The organism is Amantichitinum ursilacus, assembly GCF_001294205.1.
Taxonomy (GTDB): Bacteria; Pseudomonadota; Gammaproteobacteria; order Burkholderiales; family Chitinibacteraceae; genus Amantichitinum; species Amantichitinum ursilacus.
Genome location: NZ_LAQT01000034.1, coordinates 13,568 through 29,357, shown reverse-complemented (window position 1 = coordinate 29,357; position 15,790 = coordinate 13,568). Strand labels below are relative to the sequence as shown.

The 15,790-nt window shown below is 59.8% G+C and carries 11 protein-coding genes and 1 pseudogene; 4 read left to right on the top strand and 8 right to left on the bottom strand.

The features are described 5' to 3' along the window. Nucleotides 1-149: 149 nt before the first annotated feature. From WG78_RS18960 to WG78_RS23435, 8 genes and pseudogenes are all read right to left on the bottom strand, one after another. Nucleotides 150-695, bottom strand: coding sequence for a PEP-CTERM sorting domain-containing protein (locus WG78_RS18960; RefSeq protein WP_083459391.1), 546 nt, complete (start codon nucleotides 693-695; stop codon nucleotides 150-152). A 456-nt stretch (nucleotides 696-1,151) separates the two neighbouring features. Further along, nucleotides 1,152-2,591 carry a KPHS_23130 family T6SS system protein gene (locus WG78_RS18955; protein WP_053939411.1) on the bottom strand — a complete coding sequence of 480 codons (1,440 nt, stop codon included), beginning with the start codon at nucleotides 2,589-2,591 and terminating at the stop codon, nucleotides 1,152-1,154. Next, nucleotides 2,591-2,848 (bottom strand): PAAR domain-containing protein, encoded by a 258-nt coding sequence (locus WG78_RS18950; RefSeq protein ID WP_053939410.1) that lies wholly within the window; start codon nucleotides 2,846-2,848, stop codon nucleotides 2,591-2,593. The genes WG78_RS18955 and WG78_RS18950 overlap by 1 nt, the downstream gene beginning before the upstream one ends. Before the next feature lie 96 nt (nucleotides 2,849-2,944). After that, nucleotides 2,945-4,942, bottom strand: coding sequence for a T6SS effector phospholipase Tle3 domain-containing protein (locus WG78_RS18945; protein ID WP_152969304.1), 1,998 nt, complete (start codon nucleotides 4,940-4,942; stop codon nucleotides 2,945-2,947). An 18-nt stretch (nucleotides 4,943-4,960) separates the two neighbouring features. Then, the gene (locus tag WG78_RS18940; protein WP_053939408.1) at nucleotides 4,961-5,887 is read right to left on the bottom strand and encodes a T6SS immunity protein Tli3 family protein; all 927 of its coding nucleotides are present in this window, start codon (nucleotides 5,885-5,887) and stop codon (nucleotides 4,961-4,963) included. Between the two features lie 70 nt (nucleotides 5,888-5,957). After that, entirely contained in the window at nucleotides 5,958-6,866 is a 909-nt protein-coding gene (locus WG78_RS18935; RefSeq protein WP_053939407.1) for a T6SS immunity protein Tli3 family protein, read from the bottom strand. Next, nucleotides 6,863-7,762, bottom strand: coding sequence for a DUF2345 domain-containing protein (locus WG78_RS18930; RefSeq protein ID WP_053939406.1), 900 nt, complete (start codon nucleotides 7,760-7,762; stop codon nucleotides 6,863-6,865). The genes WG78_RS18935 and WG78_RS18930 overlap by 4 nt, the downstream gene beginning before the upstream one ends. A gap of 31 nt (nucleotides 7,763-7,793) precedes the next feature. Further along, nucleotides 7,794-9,383, bottom strand: a pseudogene (locus WG78_RS23435) (type VI secretion system Vgr family protein); the annotation flags it as partial. A gap of 351 nt (nucleotides 9,384-9,734) precedes the next feature. Here WG78_RS23435 and WG78_RS18915 point away from each other — a divergent pair. The 4 genes from WG78_RS18915 (at nucleotide 9,735) to WG78_RS18900 (ending at nucleotide 15,678) form a co-directional block, all read left to right on the top strand. Beyond that, a complete protein-coding gene (locus WG78_RS18915) occupies nucleotides 9,735-11,360 on the top strand; it encodes a mechanosensitive ion channel family protein (protein WP_161805154.1) in 1,626 nt (541 codons plus the stop codon). Nucleotides 11,361-11,568: 208 nt separating this feature from the next. Continuing rightward, nucleotides 11,569-12,381, top strand: coding sequence for a hypothetical protein (locus WG78_RS18910; protein WP_152969302.1), 813 nt, complete (start codon nucleotides 11,569-11,571; stop codon nucleotides 12,379-12,381). A gap of 453 nt (nucleotides 12,382-12,834) precedes the next feature. Further along, nucleotides 12,835-13,260, top strand: coding sequence for a hypothetical protein (locus WG78_RS18905; RefSeq protein WP_152969301.1), 426 nt, complete (start codon nucleotides 12,835-12,837; stop codon nucleotides 13,258-13,260). 723 nt (nucleotides 13,261-13,983) lie between these two features. Next, nucleotides 13,984-15,678 carry a DUF1800 domain-containing protein gene (locus WG78_RS18900; protein WP_161805153.1) on the top strand — a complete coding sequence of 565 codons (1,695 nt, stop codon included), beginning with the start codon at nucleotides 13,984-13,986 and terminating at the stop codon, nucleotides 15,676-15,678. Nucleotides 15,679-15,790: the final 112 nt, after the last annotated feature.

The window sequence follows — 15,790 nt, the reverse complement described above, 5'->3', positions numbered from 1 at the left end:
TAGCGGGCTACGGCTTGGGAGCAAGGGCGTGGGGCGAGGTAACGCCGTAAGCAGCGGCAGATGCCAAACGCGGCATCATGAGCGGTGTACCCGCGGATGCAAAATGGCGCGCTGACGGGCGCGCCATTTGTTTTTGATGTGCGAGTACCTCAAGCCAGCTGGCCCGCTCGACTACGGCAGCGCCGCGCCAGCAACCCTAACGCGCCTACGCCCAACAAGGCCCACGTTTCTGGCTCTGGCACCGGCGTCAGCGCGCCGGTGACCTGCACCGCGCCCCAGCCATTTCCAGTCGGCTCAACCACCACAAACCACGATCCCGGCGTCAGCAGCACGGTGTCGGTGCCATGATTGGCGCTGGTATCCAGGTCTTTGATGTCCTCGTTAGGGTAGGGCGAATAGATATCCGGTGGGCCCAGGTTAATGCTGGTGTACACGCCCAGGTGAACCAGCGGCGGGCTGGTGGTGTAGCCGTCAGCCGTAAAATTGATGGTCAGCAGCGATTCTGGCGCGTTGCCTGGTACCTCAAAGTGCAGATACCAATAGCTGTAGTAGCCATAAGTCGGGTCGCTTAAAAAATCGAGCTTGCCGCTGTCGAACCCCATTTCGCCCCATTCATATTGATATCCATCCGCTTGGGCCAACGGTGATAGCGCCAGCATCCCGGCCAGCAGGGGCGCAAACATCCTGGTTTTCATAAGGTCATTCCGCAAAAAAACAATCAAGCCGGCAAAGCCGGGGCCAGAGCGGGCATTTCCTGTAACTGGTTATTTGCGATCAATGTAGTTTGCTGACTTTTAGCTAACACAAGAATCCGATAAACGTAATTATGGAAGGGCCGACCTCGGCGTGGCCGCCCTCATTGAATCAGGTCAAGCCACACGCCCCGCCTGGCCGTTATGACCAAGCGAGTTACTTTCGCCGCTTCGCGGACGCGACGCGCAGTCGGAGCCCGATAAACCAGGTCTCCTACCTTTGCGCGCTCAGGACATTGTGGTGGCATCGCTGCGGGCGCTGGCTTGGTGGCCTTTGGCAATATCGGGCGGGTGTAGAGGCGATGCGGTGTCTCTGGATCGGGGGATTTGAGCTTTGTGCCGTGCGTGGGGTGGGTGATCGGTAAGCCGGTTGCTTGAGGGCGATGCCTGCAGTGGGTTTTACGGCGTGGTGCTGCGCACTTCATATTCGAAGTGGGGTCTCCATTGGTTTTCCAGCCATTTTGCGTAGATCAAAGGTGTGCCGAGGGCGAGCAGACCCAGGATGGCGGCGGCGATCGTGGTGGGGGCATTGTCGGCTTGCGGATCGAGGATGATCGGAATGGCGGCGAGCGCCATGGCGATGCCCCAGCCCACCATAATGATGCCCGCTGCGGGGTAGTAGAAGGGTTGGTCGGGCGTGCCAAAGCGGGCCCATTCGGAGTTGGCGAGGCCGGTCATCTGTAGGTCGATGCGGTCTGCGTTGCCCAGCGCGAGGGCCTGGCTGCCCTGGTTGCAGGCCACCAGTTCGGTGCCAAGCGCCAGCATCAACCAATAGGCGACCGGGCCGAAGCGGCCCAGCGATTTTTCCAGGTCGAAGACGCCGAAGGCGGGCGGATTCTGGCGCAGTGGCAGCGCCATATCGCCCGCCAGCGTTTTGATGCTGTACTGCGTGCTTTTGTCCAGGCTGCCTATCCAGAGTTGTTTGAGCTGATCGCGCGGTTGTTGGCCACGTGTAATCCAGGTGTGCATATCGGCGGCCAGCGTGCTGGTGCGCGTCTGCATCGGGCGGAACAGCTGGTTGCAGGTGGATTGGCCGTAATGCGCGGCGTGCCAGCCGGTGCACAACACCAACGCGGCCGCGCCTTCGGGCGTGTCATCGTCCACGGTGGCGTGATATTGCAACGCCAGCACCAGATGGATGACCTGATCGTCAGACCGGAACGTTTGCTGCGCTTCCAGCACCTTGTTGTTATCCAGCACGCTGATTTTTTGCGGGGCGGGTAATCCGGCCTGGCTGATCTGCTCGCGCACCTGTTCGCAATGCAGGTCGGTCAGCGTGATTGGGCTTTGCAGCCACACCTGCAAGCGCGCGTGCGATCGTGCCTGGGCCGCCGCAAGGGCCGGCCCGACTGCGGTCAGCAGCTCTTGGCAGATGCGCTGAAAGCGGAATTGTCCGGCTGCCAGAATCTCATCCGCGAACAGCACCTTGCCGACGCTCGCGGCGTCGGGTGGGCCAGGTTCAAGCCCGGCCATGCGCGCGGCGATGTCCGCCTCGGGCAGCAAAACGTGGCTGGCCAAAAGCGCCAGCGGGTTATGCGTCCAGCGTTGCCAGGTATACAGCTCCAGTACGCGCCAGTGGTTCCAGATGACATGTTTGTACTCGCCGTATTCGATAACCATGACTATCGCACCGCCAAACAGCAGCAGGGACTGCGCCGTGGCGTAGGTCGCCGGGAGCCAGAATTGCGCGGCGACATACGTGTAGTTAGGGCAATGCAGCACCCCCGTGACGGCGCCGATCAGTATCGGCAGCAATAGGGCGAGCGCGATCAGGATGAAGGCGTACGGGCGGGTTGTACTTTGCAGTTGCAGTTGCAATTGCGGTATCGGCCAGGCCATCAGAAATCCACCGCGGTCTGGGTAGCGCGCACCACGGCGCCACATTCGGTTTTGCAGTAATGAACCACCACGCCACGCCCGCCCTCCTGATAGCCCACGTCGCATTCGATGATCTTGTTGGGGCCGTGCTTGGGGCACGACACCAGATCGTGCAGCAAAGCCACCGGCATACCGTCGATCTCCATGCTGGACGAGGCGGTCATTACCTTGCCGCCGTGAGAAGTGGGGTCGTTCAGGACGATTACGGGTCGGTGCATGATGGGGCTCCTGGATAGGCGCTGAACGCGACTATTCTGGCGTTCGCGTGTTGTTTCGGGGGCTTGGCTGCGATGGGTAAGCAGCGTGCTGCGCGGCTAGTGGCCGTAGCGCCGGCGGTTTTGCGCGCGCTCGTCCACGATGTCTTGCACGGTTTCAGGTTCGATCTCGGCGGGCATGGGCGGTACGTCATACTGGCCGGTCTTCATATAGGGATCGCTCCAGGTCCAGTCGGCTTGCTGACGCAATTGCTGCATGAATTCAAGATCGCTGCCGGCATCGCAATGACCGATGGGCAGGTCATACGCCACCACGCGTTTCATGAATTCAGCGTGGCCAGGCAGGGAACTATGGTCAGTGGGCTCGGCGTGATAACGCTTGATGCGCGCCAGCATTTCTTCGCGGGTTTCCAGACGCTTGGGCGGGCGATGATGGTTGGGGCCTGCGTCCAGGCGGGCGCGCAGGCTAGAATCTTCGACGTAAAATTCGGGCTCGTAGATGCTGGCGAAGTATTTGAACTCGGGGTCATTGGGCACCAGTTTTCCTGTCTTGTCCGGGATGCTCTGTCCCCAGCCAACCCCTTTCTCACCCTCCGTTTCGGTTTCCGTGTTTTTCGGCATGTCAAACGATGAAAGTTCATCAGGCCGAATCGGAGCTGGCACTTCTTCCGCATTGATATTCACGGTTTGTCCCCGCGGCGGCACGGTCCACAGGTTGGCCACGCCGAGCACTTTTTCATTGCCGTCCCAGAATGGATTGCCCTGCGGGTTTTCTGTTGTGGGCACCATGTCCGGCAACGTGCCGTACGGCGTGGTCGGGTTCGGCGCAACGCCGCAGGGCGTGTTGCGCGCCAGCATGCGCTGAAACAGCAACCCCTTGCATTGTTCGAGGATGGGTCTGGCCTGGTCGTTGTTGGGCAGACCTTGCCAACCGATGCTTTGCAGCGCGGACATGCCCATTACCCGATCATGCGGACTGAAATACACATAAGTGCGGCCGTGATTGTCGCGTTCCGGAATGGTTTTGCCGCCTTCGCCCGGGTGTGTTGACGTCGCTTCAGGCTTCCAGCCGCAGATCAGGCCGTTCTCGTCTTTGCTGGCGCCGGTAAACAGCGGCTTATCCGGGTGGTCTTGCAGCCGCGTCGCGTGCTGGCCAATTTTCTTAACGATATTGATAAAGGTTTTTTGCCGCGCCTGTACCGTGGCGCGCGCATTGCCAGAGGTCATGGTATCGGTCACTTTGTCGTCGAGCGCATAGGGCGAATTCATCAGGATCAGCGCGTCCGGCGGGCTGATGGCCGCCGCAGCCAGCGCCACCATCGTGCCTTGGCTGTGGCTGATGACGGTCACCGTATCGCAGCGATGCGAAGTACGGATGCGGTCGATCAGGTCCGCAAGCCGCTTGGCCGCATAGGCGTAATAAGTGCGCGGCGGCGACGCCTGTAACTGACGTTCAATTGCAGTATTGATGGCCTGAGTGCTGATGGGAAACGGCCCCAGCCAGGCCCATTTGCTGAAGCCGCGCGTGCTCCACATCATGGGCAAGGCATTGCAGCCGTTCTGGAACGGCCCGCCACCCCAGTAAAACGGCCCGGCACCCTTCATCTGGCCGGAGACGATGTGCTGCTGTTGCAAACGACTGTAGGCATGGAAATCGTCACCCGCCAGATTGCGCAGCGGGATGCGATATGCCAGCTCTTGTCCATCCGGGGCACGATAGCCCCAGTAGAAGCGGATGACTGGGGAGTTGGGGATTGAGCCCTCCCGTGCAGTTCCTCCGGACGAGGCGTCCTCTTTTTCGTTCTCCCCTGAATCGAGGGATCTCAATTCATCCCTTGTGCCTTTTCGGCCGAGTCGAATATTTAGCCCGCTGCATAGCGCCTCTTCCGCTGACTTGTACCATTCGCCCTGCGAGTTAACGCCGTGCACAAAAATGATGAGGCCGGGTAGATGCGACCTTACCTGGCATTCCGCGCGCACCGGGTATCCGGCCGGTGACTGGATAGAGCTCCACGAGCTCCTACCGTTGTGGTCAATCGATGGGTTGACAATGCGGGTCGGCTCTACGTGTTGATGCTTGAACTTTGGTTTATTCATGATGTGTCTCCGTTTCCCTTAGATTGGGGACGCGGACTTGGAGTAGGTCACACCGCGCGGCGTGATGGTGGGGTCGCAGACGAGATGGTCCATGCCGGATGGGGTCCGCGCCTCAGCGGGAATTCTCGGAGCAGGGACCGTGGCGACGACCTGGCGCTCGAAGGCCCAAAGGCGACGTTTGGCCTTGTCGTACTCTTCTTGTGATACTTGTTGCTGGAGTTTGTTCGAGTAACTCCGTTCGTCATCGATGGCTTCTTGCGGGATGTCTGGCGGGCGCGCGGCGGCTAATGCGGCATCTATACGGGCTCTGAAATCCTCTTCGCCCAAGCCGGGACCGCGAGCACTACTCAACTGGCTACCCATCGGATATTGGCGTGGCGTGGCGTTGCCCTGCTGGATATACAACGCGTCGTCGGTAACTACCACCGAGTATTCTTTGGTACGCGCGATGTCAGTAGCGTATTGCATGTACTGAATTGCTCCCCAAGTGATGCCCCCATCCGTGGAGTAGTCGATGTATACGCTGCATCCTTTTTCGCCGTAGGTGCAGGCCCCCCAGGGTGTACTCGGAAAAGCCAGGTTCCTGCCGCCCGGCGCGGCGATGATCAGCTTGCCTTTATAGGCCGCAAAACTGGCAACCAACTCCGTATTGATACCCATCTTGTCGTCGTGGTAACGCACGACCTGTATGCCATCCACGCTGACGTGGTTTTTGAACTCGCAGTCCGGGTAGTTCTCCATCGTCACGTAGCGATGGTCATCGATGCGATAGATCACTTGTGGATCAACGTCGTATTTCGGGTAGCCCTTCCATTCGCTGTTTGATCGGGTAGAACCCACGGCGCCCGCCGCGCCAGGTAGTGCGATGATGGCGCAGCCGTTCAGCAACGCGATTCCGGTCAAAACCAGCACAAAGGCAGCGGATTTCAGGGGTGGTTGTTTCATTGCAAAGTCTCTTTTTCTGATTGGGACGTTGTGTGCGGCGGGCGTGCAAATTTGCATCTCATGACTGGCTTTACCGGGAGTACGCCGGCTTGGAGTAGGTCACACCGCGCGGCGTGATGGTGGGGTCGCAGACGAGACGGTCCATGCCCGACGGGGTATGTGCCTCTGGAGGGATCCTGGACGCAGGGACAGTGGCCATGACCTGGCGCTTGAAAATGGAGAGACGGCGCATGGCTGCATCGCGCTCTTCCAAAGGCAACTGATCGTAATAGCGCCCCTCATCATCAATGGCTTCCTGAGGTATATCTTGCTGCCGGGCTGCGGTCATCGCCGCACGTAGGCGAGATCCAAAATCCTGGTTTCCCAATCCTGGACCCCAAGCGCTATTCCACTGAGAGCCCATTGGATATTTGATGGGATCTGCGTCGCGGTGGCGTATATACAGTGCGTCGTCGGTAACCACGACGGCGTAATCGCGTGTCTCGGCGGGACTTTTGGCGTAGTGCATGTACTGGAGCCCATTCCACGTCCTGCCGCTGTCTGCTGAATAAGCGATGTAAACGCTGCAACCCTTGTCGCCGTACGTGCAAACGCCCCAGGGTGAGCCAGGGAAGGCCAGGTTTTTGCCAGCCGGTGCATCAATGATCAATTTGCCTTGATAGGCGGTTCTATTGGTTCCCAACCGGGTGGTGATGCCCAGCCTGTCGTGGTGGTAATAGACTTCCTGATTGCCCGACACGTAGTTCGCGAACTTGCAATCCAGGTAGTTCTCCATGGTCACGTAGCGATGGTCATCGATGCGATAGATCACTTGTGGATCAACGTCGTACTTCGGATAGCCCTTCCATTCGCTGTTTGATCGGGTGGAACCCACGGCGCCCGCCGCGCCAGGTAGTGCGATGATGGCGCAGCCATTCAGTAATACGGCCCCGGCAACAGCCAACAAAAAGCCAGCGGCTTTATACCCAGCGCGTTTCATGGCCGTTCCTTCGGCACGCTAGCGCCCGATGTCGTGTTCATGCCTGCAGCCAGCCCGGTTTGAGCAGTCTTCTCCGCCGCGCCCAGCATCAACTTCATGCCGTCGAGCGCCTGGCTGCGTAGCAGCGCGGTCTGGCCCTTGCTGTCGGTCAGGCCTTCGATGATTTCGCCGCTGGCCAGCGTGATCTTGTAGCGCTGGTTGGGCAGCGGTTCGCCGCTGATGCCGTGCGAGATGATGAATTTTTCGTCGAAGCTGTCTTCGGCAAAGGCGGGCATGGCAACGCGCTGGTTGGCCGCGTCTTGTTTGCTGACGCCGCTGGTGCGTATCAGCAATTTGCCCGGCCCACCGATTTCGACATTGCCGCCATCCAGCTTGATATAACTGCCGCCGTTGCCGACCAGCATCAGTTCGTCTTTCGCGCCCAGCACGATGCGCTGGCCCGAGGTTTGCAGGATGTCTTTGGTGGCGATCAGTTCGAGGTTGTCGCTTTGCGCCTGGATTTCGACCTTGCCCTGCGCGGCAAACAGTTTGAGGCCGGCTTTGTGCGCGAACAGGCTGATGGCTTCGCCTGCGGCGATGGTCAGGCGCTTGATGACGCCTAGGTCGGCGTTGCGGCCCGCCGTCAGCATCAGGTTCTGGTGGGCGGCCAGCTGGAGATGTTCGCCGCTGGTTAATGCGATGCCTGCGGGCGCGCTGGCGAGCAGCACTGCGGCTTGCAGTTTGTCCAGTTTGTGCTGCAACAACTGCTGCTGCGCTTCCACGTCGGCCGCCAGCGCTTTGGCTTGGCCAGCCAGTAGCGACAGCGATTTCATGTGCGCCAGCGCTTGCTCCAGTTGTGCACGGGGCTCCGATAGATCCAGTTGCGGCGTGTTGCCATCCCGGTCGGTCGTGCGCACTCAGGTAAAGGCCTTTACCCGCGCGCACGCTGCCCCAGTCGTTGGTTTTTAATTCAAAGCCATGGCCGCGTTCGGTGTCGTTGCCTTGGTACTGACTGGCCACCAGATGGCCCAGATCCAGCCAGGACTGGCCATACGGGCTATAGGCGCGCAGGTGTTCTTTGCCGCGGCGGTCTTCCAGCCGGATTTCGTTGCCCGCGGCGCTGCGGATGATGTTTTTGCTGTACGTCGCCGCGTGCAGATGGGCCGGGTTGGTCTGGTCGTGCATCGTGTGCGCCACAAACGGCCGGTCCGGGTCACCTCCCACAAAACTGATTTGCACTTCCTGACCATCAATCGGCGGAAACGTGATGCCGTAATCGTTGCCCGAATAGATGGAGGCCAGCCGCACCGGGCGGCTGCTGCCACCAGGTGGCCACTGGCCTTTGTCCTGATCGAAATCATAGGTAATGCGCACCCGGCCTTCGGCGTCGAGAAACGCGTACTGATATTTGCTGGGCGAAGTGATGCGCGCCGGGATGGTGCCGCTGATGCGCGGGCGGGGCGTATCCAGCGGCATGCGGTACTGCGTGGTGGAGGGGATGGCGCTAAAGCGGTTGGAGTACGCCTGGTTGCGCGCGCCGCGATGCTCGATGCTGACCACCACCCAGCCGAATTCCGCTTCGCTGAAGTGCGTATCGGTCTGGAACAGCCTTCCCGGTTCCATGGCCAACACGTTGCCCGCGCCATGCGCTTGCACTTGCGTGGCGTGGCTGACTTCGTAGTGCAGGCGGGCTAGCGCCGCGCCTTCCTCTGGCGTCTTGTAGTTGGGTCCATAAATATAGTGTTCGCCCAACTCGCCAGGCACTTGGCCTGTGGTGCGTTTGGCGCTGTCCAGTGGCGCGCCGCCGGTGGCGCGATAGTTGTAATCTCGCGTGCCGACCGCCGCCAGCGCAGGGCGCGTGTGGACTTCCAACTGGCGCACCGTTTCGCGTTGGTGGCTGAGCAAACCCGCATCCGAGCGCTGCAGGATGACGCCCAGCCGTGGCAGGTAATGCGAGTTGTCATCGCAAAAGCGGATGCAATCCTTGTCATCTTTCTGTTCGAAGACAAACCAGATGCCTTCAGCTTCCAGCCAGCGGTGGACAAAGTCGTACGGCGATTCTGCCCAGATCGTCAGGTGATCGCGCACTTCGGGTTGGCGGCGCAAATCAAAGCGGAAATCGGCGCCGGTACAGCCGGCCGCGCGCAGCACGGTTTCCACGGCTTGGCGGGCGGACTGGTTTTGCAGCAAGCGCGTGGTTTTGCTATCGCGCAGCCGTGCCAGCCGCGGCTCCAAGACAAAAAAATACTCGGTGAGATCGCGCGAACTGGCCAGTCGGCGTGCTTCGCGGATGACACCGTTCCAGCGCCGGTCTTTGATCGGCGCAACGGGAGCGGTCATCGCATCCGGTCTGGGCGTAACGATATCGTCTGGATGCAAGGGGATGCGGAAGGTGGCGGGCCGATCGAGCAAGGCCAGCAGCGGCAGATCGGGCTGCGAACTGGTGACGGTGACTTCGATCCGGTAGGGCTGGCCGATGGCTTCCTGAATCAGGAAAGAATGCACATCCAGTGGCGGCGAAATGGCGTCCGCAGTCATCACGTCCAGAAAATACCGCTGCATGCCGTTTTGCCCCTTGCCGATATTGTTGAGAACCAACGGCAAAGGGTATGGGGCAGGGTGCGGCGCAGTCTGTAATGCATTCCAATTGCGTGATGACACCGGCAATAATTGCCCCACGATTCAGAAAATTACGAGAAAACCAGGCCCCCGCAGACGCCAATTGCATGGCGGTAGGCGGTCGGGAGGGCGCGGTTTTGCACTCGGATGGCAATGTCCTGGTTGCCTGCGGACAGGGCGCTGATGTTGTGTTGGCGCTGTAAACATTCATTTCCCCACCGGCATCAGCTATACCACCCAAAACCCCTCAAAAATGGCCCGGCAAAAACCATGTGCAAATACCTGCTTTGTTTGTGGCTGGCGTGTGTGACGTTACCCTGTGCCACGGCGGCGCCCAGTGCACTGACCGCCCCGGCACCTGCCGCGGCCACCTTGCAATTTGCCAACCGCGACATCGTCACGTTTCGCGCCAGTCTGGGTGGAGTTACCCCGCAACTGCGGGTGTCGCGTACCGAAGCCAGTCTGGACGCCTTGTCCGAACGCGCACTCAGCGCGCCGCTAACGCGCTTGCAGCTCAGCATGAATGGCGCGCCGGTCACCGTCTTCCAGTTGGGCGATCGGCTGCTGTTCTGGCTGGTGCCCGACGACCGCGACCCGGCGTCCGCGCAAAGCTATCCGCAACTGGTTGAACGCACCGACGCCAATCTGCGCGCCGCGCTGGTCGCCAAGGCCGATGGCCTGCACTGGCCGAATCTGATCCACGGCGCAATCACCAGCGCGATTGCGACAGCTTTGCTGATCGTGGCCAGCTGGTTGCTGGGTCGCTTGCGGCGCAAATTGCTGGCCGTGCTGGCGCGCGTGCGCGACGCGCACACCGCCGTAGCAGGCTTTGACTGGATCGAGATGTTGCAGCAATGGGCGGTGCGTCTGATTCAGACTCTTGCGGTGCTGGCCTGGCTGGCGCTGGCGTGGGCGTGGTTGTTGTATGTGCTGGAGCAATTTACGTTTACCCAACCTTTGGGCGATCGCATGGGCGCGTTGCTGGCCGGCTTGGCCAGCCGCTTTGCTCAGGCGTTTATCGATGCCATTCCGGGCGTAATGACGGTGGTGGTGATCCTGCTGATTACGCGCGCGGTAAACGCACTGGTGATTCGCATTTTTGCCTCAATCCAGCAGGGGCAGATGGAAATACCTGGTCTGCACCCCGAAACGGCGGGCGCAACGCGGCGCATGGTCAGCGTATTGGTGTGGGCATTGGGGCTGACCTTTGCTTATCCGTATATTCCGGGCTCGCAAAGCGACGTATTCAAGGGTTTGTCCGTGTTATTCGGTTTTATGATCACGCTGGGTTCGGCGGGCGTGGTTAACCAGCTTATGAGCGGAATGGTGTTGGTGTATTCACGCGCATTGCGCCGCGGCGATCTGGTGGCCATCGGTGACACCACCGGTGTGGTCACCGAATTAAGCACCTTGTCGGTCAAGTTGCTGACGCGGCGCATGGAGGAAATCACCATCCCGAACGCGGTGGTGGTGGGCAACACCATCTACAACTACACCCGCCAGGCCGGGCCCGCGGGGTCGCTGGTGTCGACCACGGTGACAATCGGCTACGACACGCCGTGGCGTCAGGTCCACGCCATGTTGATCGGCGCGGCGCTACGTACGCCGGGGCTGGCGCAGACGCCCACGCCGTATGTGTTGCAGCGCGCCCTGTCCGATTTTTATGTGGAATATCAGTTGTTCGCGCATATGCCCAACCCGCTGGAACGCGCCTCGGTGCTGTCGGTGCTGCATGGCGAAATACAGGATGAATTCAATACGCACGGCGTGCAGATCATGTCGCCGCACTTTGAAGAGCAGCCCGAGCGCAATGTACTGGTGCCGCGGGCTGCCTGGTACACCGCCCCGGCCGTGCCGCCAGCGGGGCCGCAGCCCGCGTCGCCCAAAGCGCCTTGAACGCCAGCGGGTGTTGCAAAACTGACTAGCGGCCGTAGCCAGATAACGGCTGGGCGTGAATTTTCACGACAACCCGTCTAACGTTACAGCATTGGTCAGGCCCTGCTGAAACGCGTTTTAAACGCGCCGCCGACCCTGAATAAAAACACACTAGACACGTAGCCCGCCCCATCCACAAGACCGGTCGGCGCACGTCGGGAGAACGGGCATGGCACACGGCAACGCAGCGCACAAAACACGGCCACACTGGCTGCAGGCTGCGTTTTATCTGTGCCTTGCCATGACGGCGGCGACTGCGTTGGCTGATGAAATCGATGACGCCGGCCTGGCGTTATTGCGCCCGCCGCAGCAAACCGTGGGGGCCCGGCTGATGCAAAGCGCGCTGGCGCATAACTGGGGCGTGCCGCAGCCGGAACAGGATGCGCTGGTACCGCTTAACCGCGATTGGTCGATGCTGGCGCGCACCAGTCTGTCGGGCGCGCAGACTGATCTTCTGCCCGGTAGCAATCCGTATGGCGGCGGCGAGACCGTGCATAACGTCTGGCTGGCGCCCAATACCACCAGCAACGATGGTCTGCTGCTGGCAGGCGGCACCGCTTATCTCAGTACTGACCCCAGCACACGCCTGGCCGGCACCGACCGTTGGGGCGTCGGCCCCTCGGGCGTGGTGATGATGCAATCCAGCCAGTGGCAGTGGGGCGTGCAGGCCAGCCATATCTGGTCGTATGCCACGCCGGGCGTGGCCAGCAATCTGCGTAATGCGGGCAGCGTCTCGGCCATGCAGCCGTTTCTGGCGTTTATCCAGAAATCGGGGCTGACCTGGTCGGTGGGTTCCGAGAGTAGTTATGACTGGGCGCAGCATAACTGGGCGGTGCCGGTCAGCGCGGGTGTCAGCAAGGCATTCAACTTTGGCCAGCAAAAAGCCAGTCTGGGTCTGGAAGGCAAATACTGGATGGCGCGGCCCGAAACCGCGCCGGGCTGGGGCGTGCGATTGACGGCGTCGGTGCTGTTTCCGGACTAGCCCTCCAGCGCCGCCGCACTATCTATATATATATAGATTTCGACTGCATCCGACTGGCGCGCGCTCGCCCGGTTGTCTATATCTGATACCGCATCCCGTAAAACGCCAAAGTCTGACCGGAACCGGCGTGGCGCCGCCCGGATGGCATAGGCAATGCCGACTAATGCCGTAGCCTGCGCCGACCGTGTTAAGCAAGACTACGCCCCTGTTTGCCCACGCCTGCCGCAGCGTCGCGCCGAAAGCTCGCAGCAATGCGAATGTGAGCGCTACTTTGAAGATTTCAGGCAGGGCGGGTGTGCAGCCCGCACCGCCAGGCCGATCAGGCGGCCGGCGAGGGGGGTGATCACCGCGTCAGGCCGCCACCCACAGCCTGTGCGACCTTGTACGCCGCACACCGACAGAACCTTTTTTCTCACTGTGTAAAAATCCAACCATCCCGAAGGGAGTTCCAGCATGCGTTGTATGACCGCCTGCATGGCCGCACTGATTGCGACCGCGCCCATCGTTATCCCCATGGCGCAAAGCGCTGGCCTGGGCTTTATGAGCAATACCCCGTTAACGCGCTTGTCCGGCGCTGATCAAAAAAGCCTGAACGAAAGCGTGATGGCCACGCTCAACGAAGCCAAAGATGGCGAGCACCGCAGCTGGAGCAGCGCCGATGCCGATACCGACAGCAAACGCGGCACCACGGTGGACCTGGTGCCCACGCGCAGCTACCAGCATGGCGGTCGCGCTTGTCGGAATATCCAGCTCTCGTTTACCAGCAAGGTACAAAACGATCGTATGACACCCGCATATTGCAAGCTGGACGACGGCAGCTGGAAATTGCTGGCCCCCAGCCGGGCAAAAAGCAAGGCAAGCGCCGCCAAAGCGGATTGAAGTTGTCTGATACAAATCTTTTTGCCGTGAACAATCCGAAAGGTTGAGTGCGGCCAATATGTCTTTCTGACGACATCACTCCCCAAGCTGACAAAACCCAGGAGCCCTCCTGGGTTTTTTTTATGCCCTGACCAACTGGACGGATGTACGCCGGACACGTGGCGATACCCTGACCGGATGGTTTTTGCATTTTTTTCAGAATTTTTCCATTGTTTCAACCGCTTGTAATGCCGCGTGACGAGCGGAAAACCGACCGTTCGTCCCGCAATTGCCTGCTTTCATTCCTCCCAGGTACCACCCTGGGGAAGGGTGGTTCACTTACGAGCAAAAGCCCAACTTTTCTGTCAATTCTTATTTTTGATGTAATCTGTGAATTTGCACACGATATTTGTAAGATTAGGTCAACGTGAATTTTTACCAATAAATTCATGGGCTTGTGTTGCATATTTTCGAGGTCAGTAGGTCGTATTTTTACAAAAAAAGCAAGAATAGGTAATTGCAGTAAAGAAATTGCGTAAGCGCAGCGTCATCGCTTTGGTCTGCTTTGTAGCGCCGGTTGTCCATCAGGTATTCCTGAAATACTGATGCTTCAGGCTAAATACGGTCCATCGCGGCACCGGCTACCAAGCCCACAGCGAAAGACGCCGCCCCACGCAATGGAGCTACACAATGGATTTTCGATTTGAAGTTTTGCGCGGTACGAACGCCCTTCGCAGCGCAGCTGTGTTGACTCTGACCGCCGCACTGGCCGCCTGTGGTGGTGGTAGCAGCGAGATCGGCAGCAACCAGGACAGCAGCCAGAATCTGCAAACCAAACAAGAAACCGCCGTCGCCACGGTGACTCGTGCCGATGCGCAACGTCTGCTGGAACAAGCCACCTTCGGCCCTACCGAAGCTGACATTGCCAACGTGCAACGTCTGGGTATCAAGGGCTGGATTGCAGCACAGATCGCTACCCCGGCCACCGGTTACAAAGGTACCTACTACGTAAACCCGGGTTCTGGTGTCGCCTGCAACAAAGAAGTTAACGTCGTCAAATACGAGACCGACGCGCTCAAGCTGAAGAACTGCGCGCGTGACATTTTCACGCCGGCTGCTGTGCAACGTCAGTTCTTTACCAACGCCGTGAGCGGCAAAGACCAGCTGCGCCAACGCGTTGCGTTTGCTTTGTCGCAAATTCTGGTGACTTCGGGTTACGAGGCTTACGCTCAGGCTGATTATCAAAACATGTTGCTGAATCATGCGTTTGATACGTACAGCAACCTGATGCTGACCACCACCCTGCACCCGACCATGGGCGACTGGCTGGATATGGTTAACAACGACAAGCCCAACGCCGCCAAGGGCATTCAGGCCAACGAAAACTACGCTCGCGAATTTCTGCAGCTGTTTACCACCGGCACCAGCCAGCTCAACTATGACGGCAGCGTCAAACTGGATGCGCACGGCAAGCCGCTGCCGGTGTATACCCAGGCGCAAGTCACCGCCATGGCGCGTGCCTTTACCGGCTGGACCTACCCGGCTGCACCGGGCGGCAAAGTGACCTGGCAAGGCACCGTCGTCCACGCAGGCCAGATGGTGGCGATCGAAGCACACCACGATACCGACGCCAAAGTCGTTCTGGGCGGCTACAAGATCGCTGCAGGCGGCAGCGCGTTGTCGGACGTCAAAGCAGCCGTTAATGCAGCCACCAGCTACCCCAGCGTGGCGCCGTTCATTGGCAAGCAACTGATTCAGAAACTGGTCACCAGCAACCCGACCCCGGCTTATGTATCGCGTGTCAGCGCAGTCTGGAATAACGATGGTGCCGGCGTGCGCGGTAACCTGGCCGCAGTCGTGACCGCCATCCTGACCGATCCGGAAGCGCGTGGTGACGTCAAGACCGCCAGCAGCTACGGCCGCCTGCGTGAACCGACCCAGTACATGATCAGCCTGATGCGCACCCTGGGTGGCACCACCGATGGCATGGGCCCCAACTACTGGAGCGGCCAGCAAGGTGAAGCCGTGTTCATGTCGCCGTCGGTGTTCAACTTTTACTCGCCGGCTTATGTTGCTCCGGGCACCAGCGTCAACGGCCCTGAGTTTGGTGTGCTGAATACCGCCAGCCAGATCAATCGCTCCAACTATGCAGTGCAGATGTTCTTCCTGGGCGGTGTGGGTGCTGATGCATCGATCACCAACTCGATCGGCACGCACATTGACCTGACCAAATTCGGCGCGCTGACCGACCGCAGCGCCGCAGTGGACAAGTTCAATGATCTGCTGCTGCACGGTTCGCTCTCCGCCGCAGGCAAGGCCGCGATCATGCGCTACCTGAACATGTATAGCGATGCACAGATCAAAGCGCACCCGACCATGCTCGCTTCTTACTGCGTGTACCTGATCTCGACGTCCCCGCAATACGAAATCCAGAAGTAAATGTGGCGATGCCGATACCCCTCGGGGTGTCGGCCCCCGCCGAATCCAGATGTAAACCCTTGATTTTAAAGTGGCAACGCGACGCTGGCACCATTTAAAAACCAGCCCGCCA

What these genes read in the sequence shown, in the direction of transcription:
- WG78_RS18960 (WP_083459391.1), bottom strand. Translation starts at nt 695, where the DNA reads ATGAAAACCAGGATGTTTGCGCCCCTGCTGGCCGGGATGCTGGCGCTA.
- WG78_RS18955 (WP_053939411.1), bottom strand. Translation starts at nt 2,591, where the DNA reads ATGGCCTGGCCGATACCGCAATTGCAACTGCAACTGCAAAGTACAACC.
- WG78_RS18950 (WP_053939410.1), bottom strand. Translation starts at nt 2,848, where the DNA reads ATGCACCGACCCGTAATCGTCCTGAACGACCCCACTTCTCACGGCGGC.
- WG78_RS18945 (WP_152969304.1), bottom strand. Translation starts at nt 4,942, where the DNA reads ATGAATAAACCAAAGTTCAAGCATCAACACGTAGAGCCGACCCGCATT.
- WG78_RS18940 (WP_053939408.1), bottom strand. Translation starts at nt 5,887, where the DNA reads ATGAAACAACCACCCCTGAAATCCGCTGCCTTTGTGCTGGTTTTGACC.
- WG78_RS18935 (WP_053939407.1), bottom strand. Translation starts at nt 6,866, where the DNA reads ATGAAACGCGCTGGGTATAAAGCCGCTGGCTTTTTGTTGGCTGTTGCC.
- WG78_RS18915 (WP_161805154.1), top strand. Translation starts at nt 9,735, where the DNA reads ATGTGCAAATACCTGCTTTGTTTGTGGCTGGCGTGTGTGACGTTACCC.
- WG78_RS18910 (WP_152969302.1), top strand. Translation starts at nt 11,569, where the DNA reads ATGGCACACGGCAACGCAGCGCACAAAACACGGCCACACTGGCTGCAG.
- WG78_RS18905 (WP_152969301.1), top strand. Translation starts at nt 12,835, where the DNA reads ATGCGTTGTATGACCGCCTGCATGGCCGCACTGATTGCGACCGCGCCC.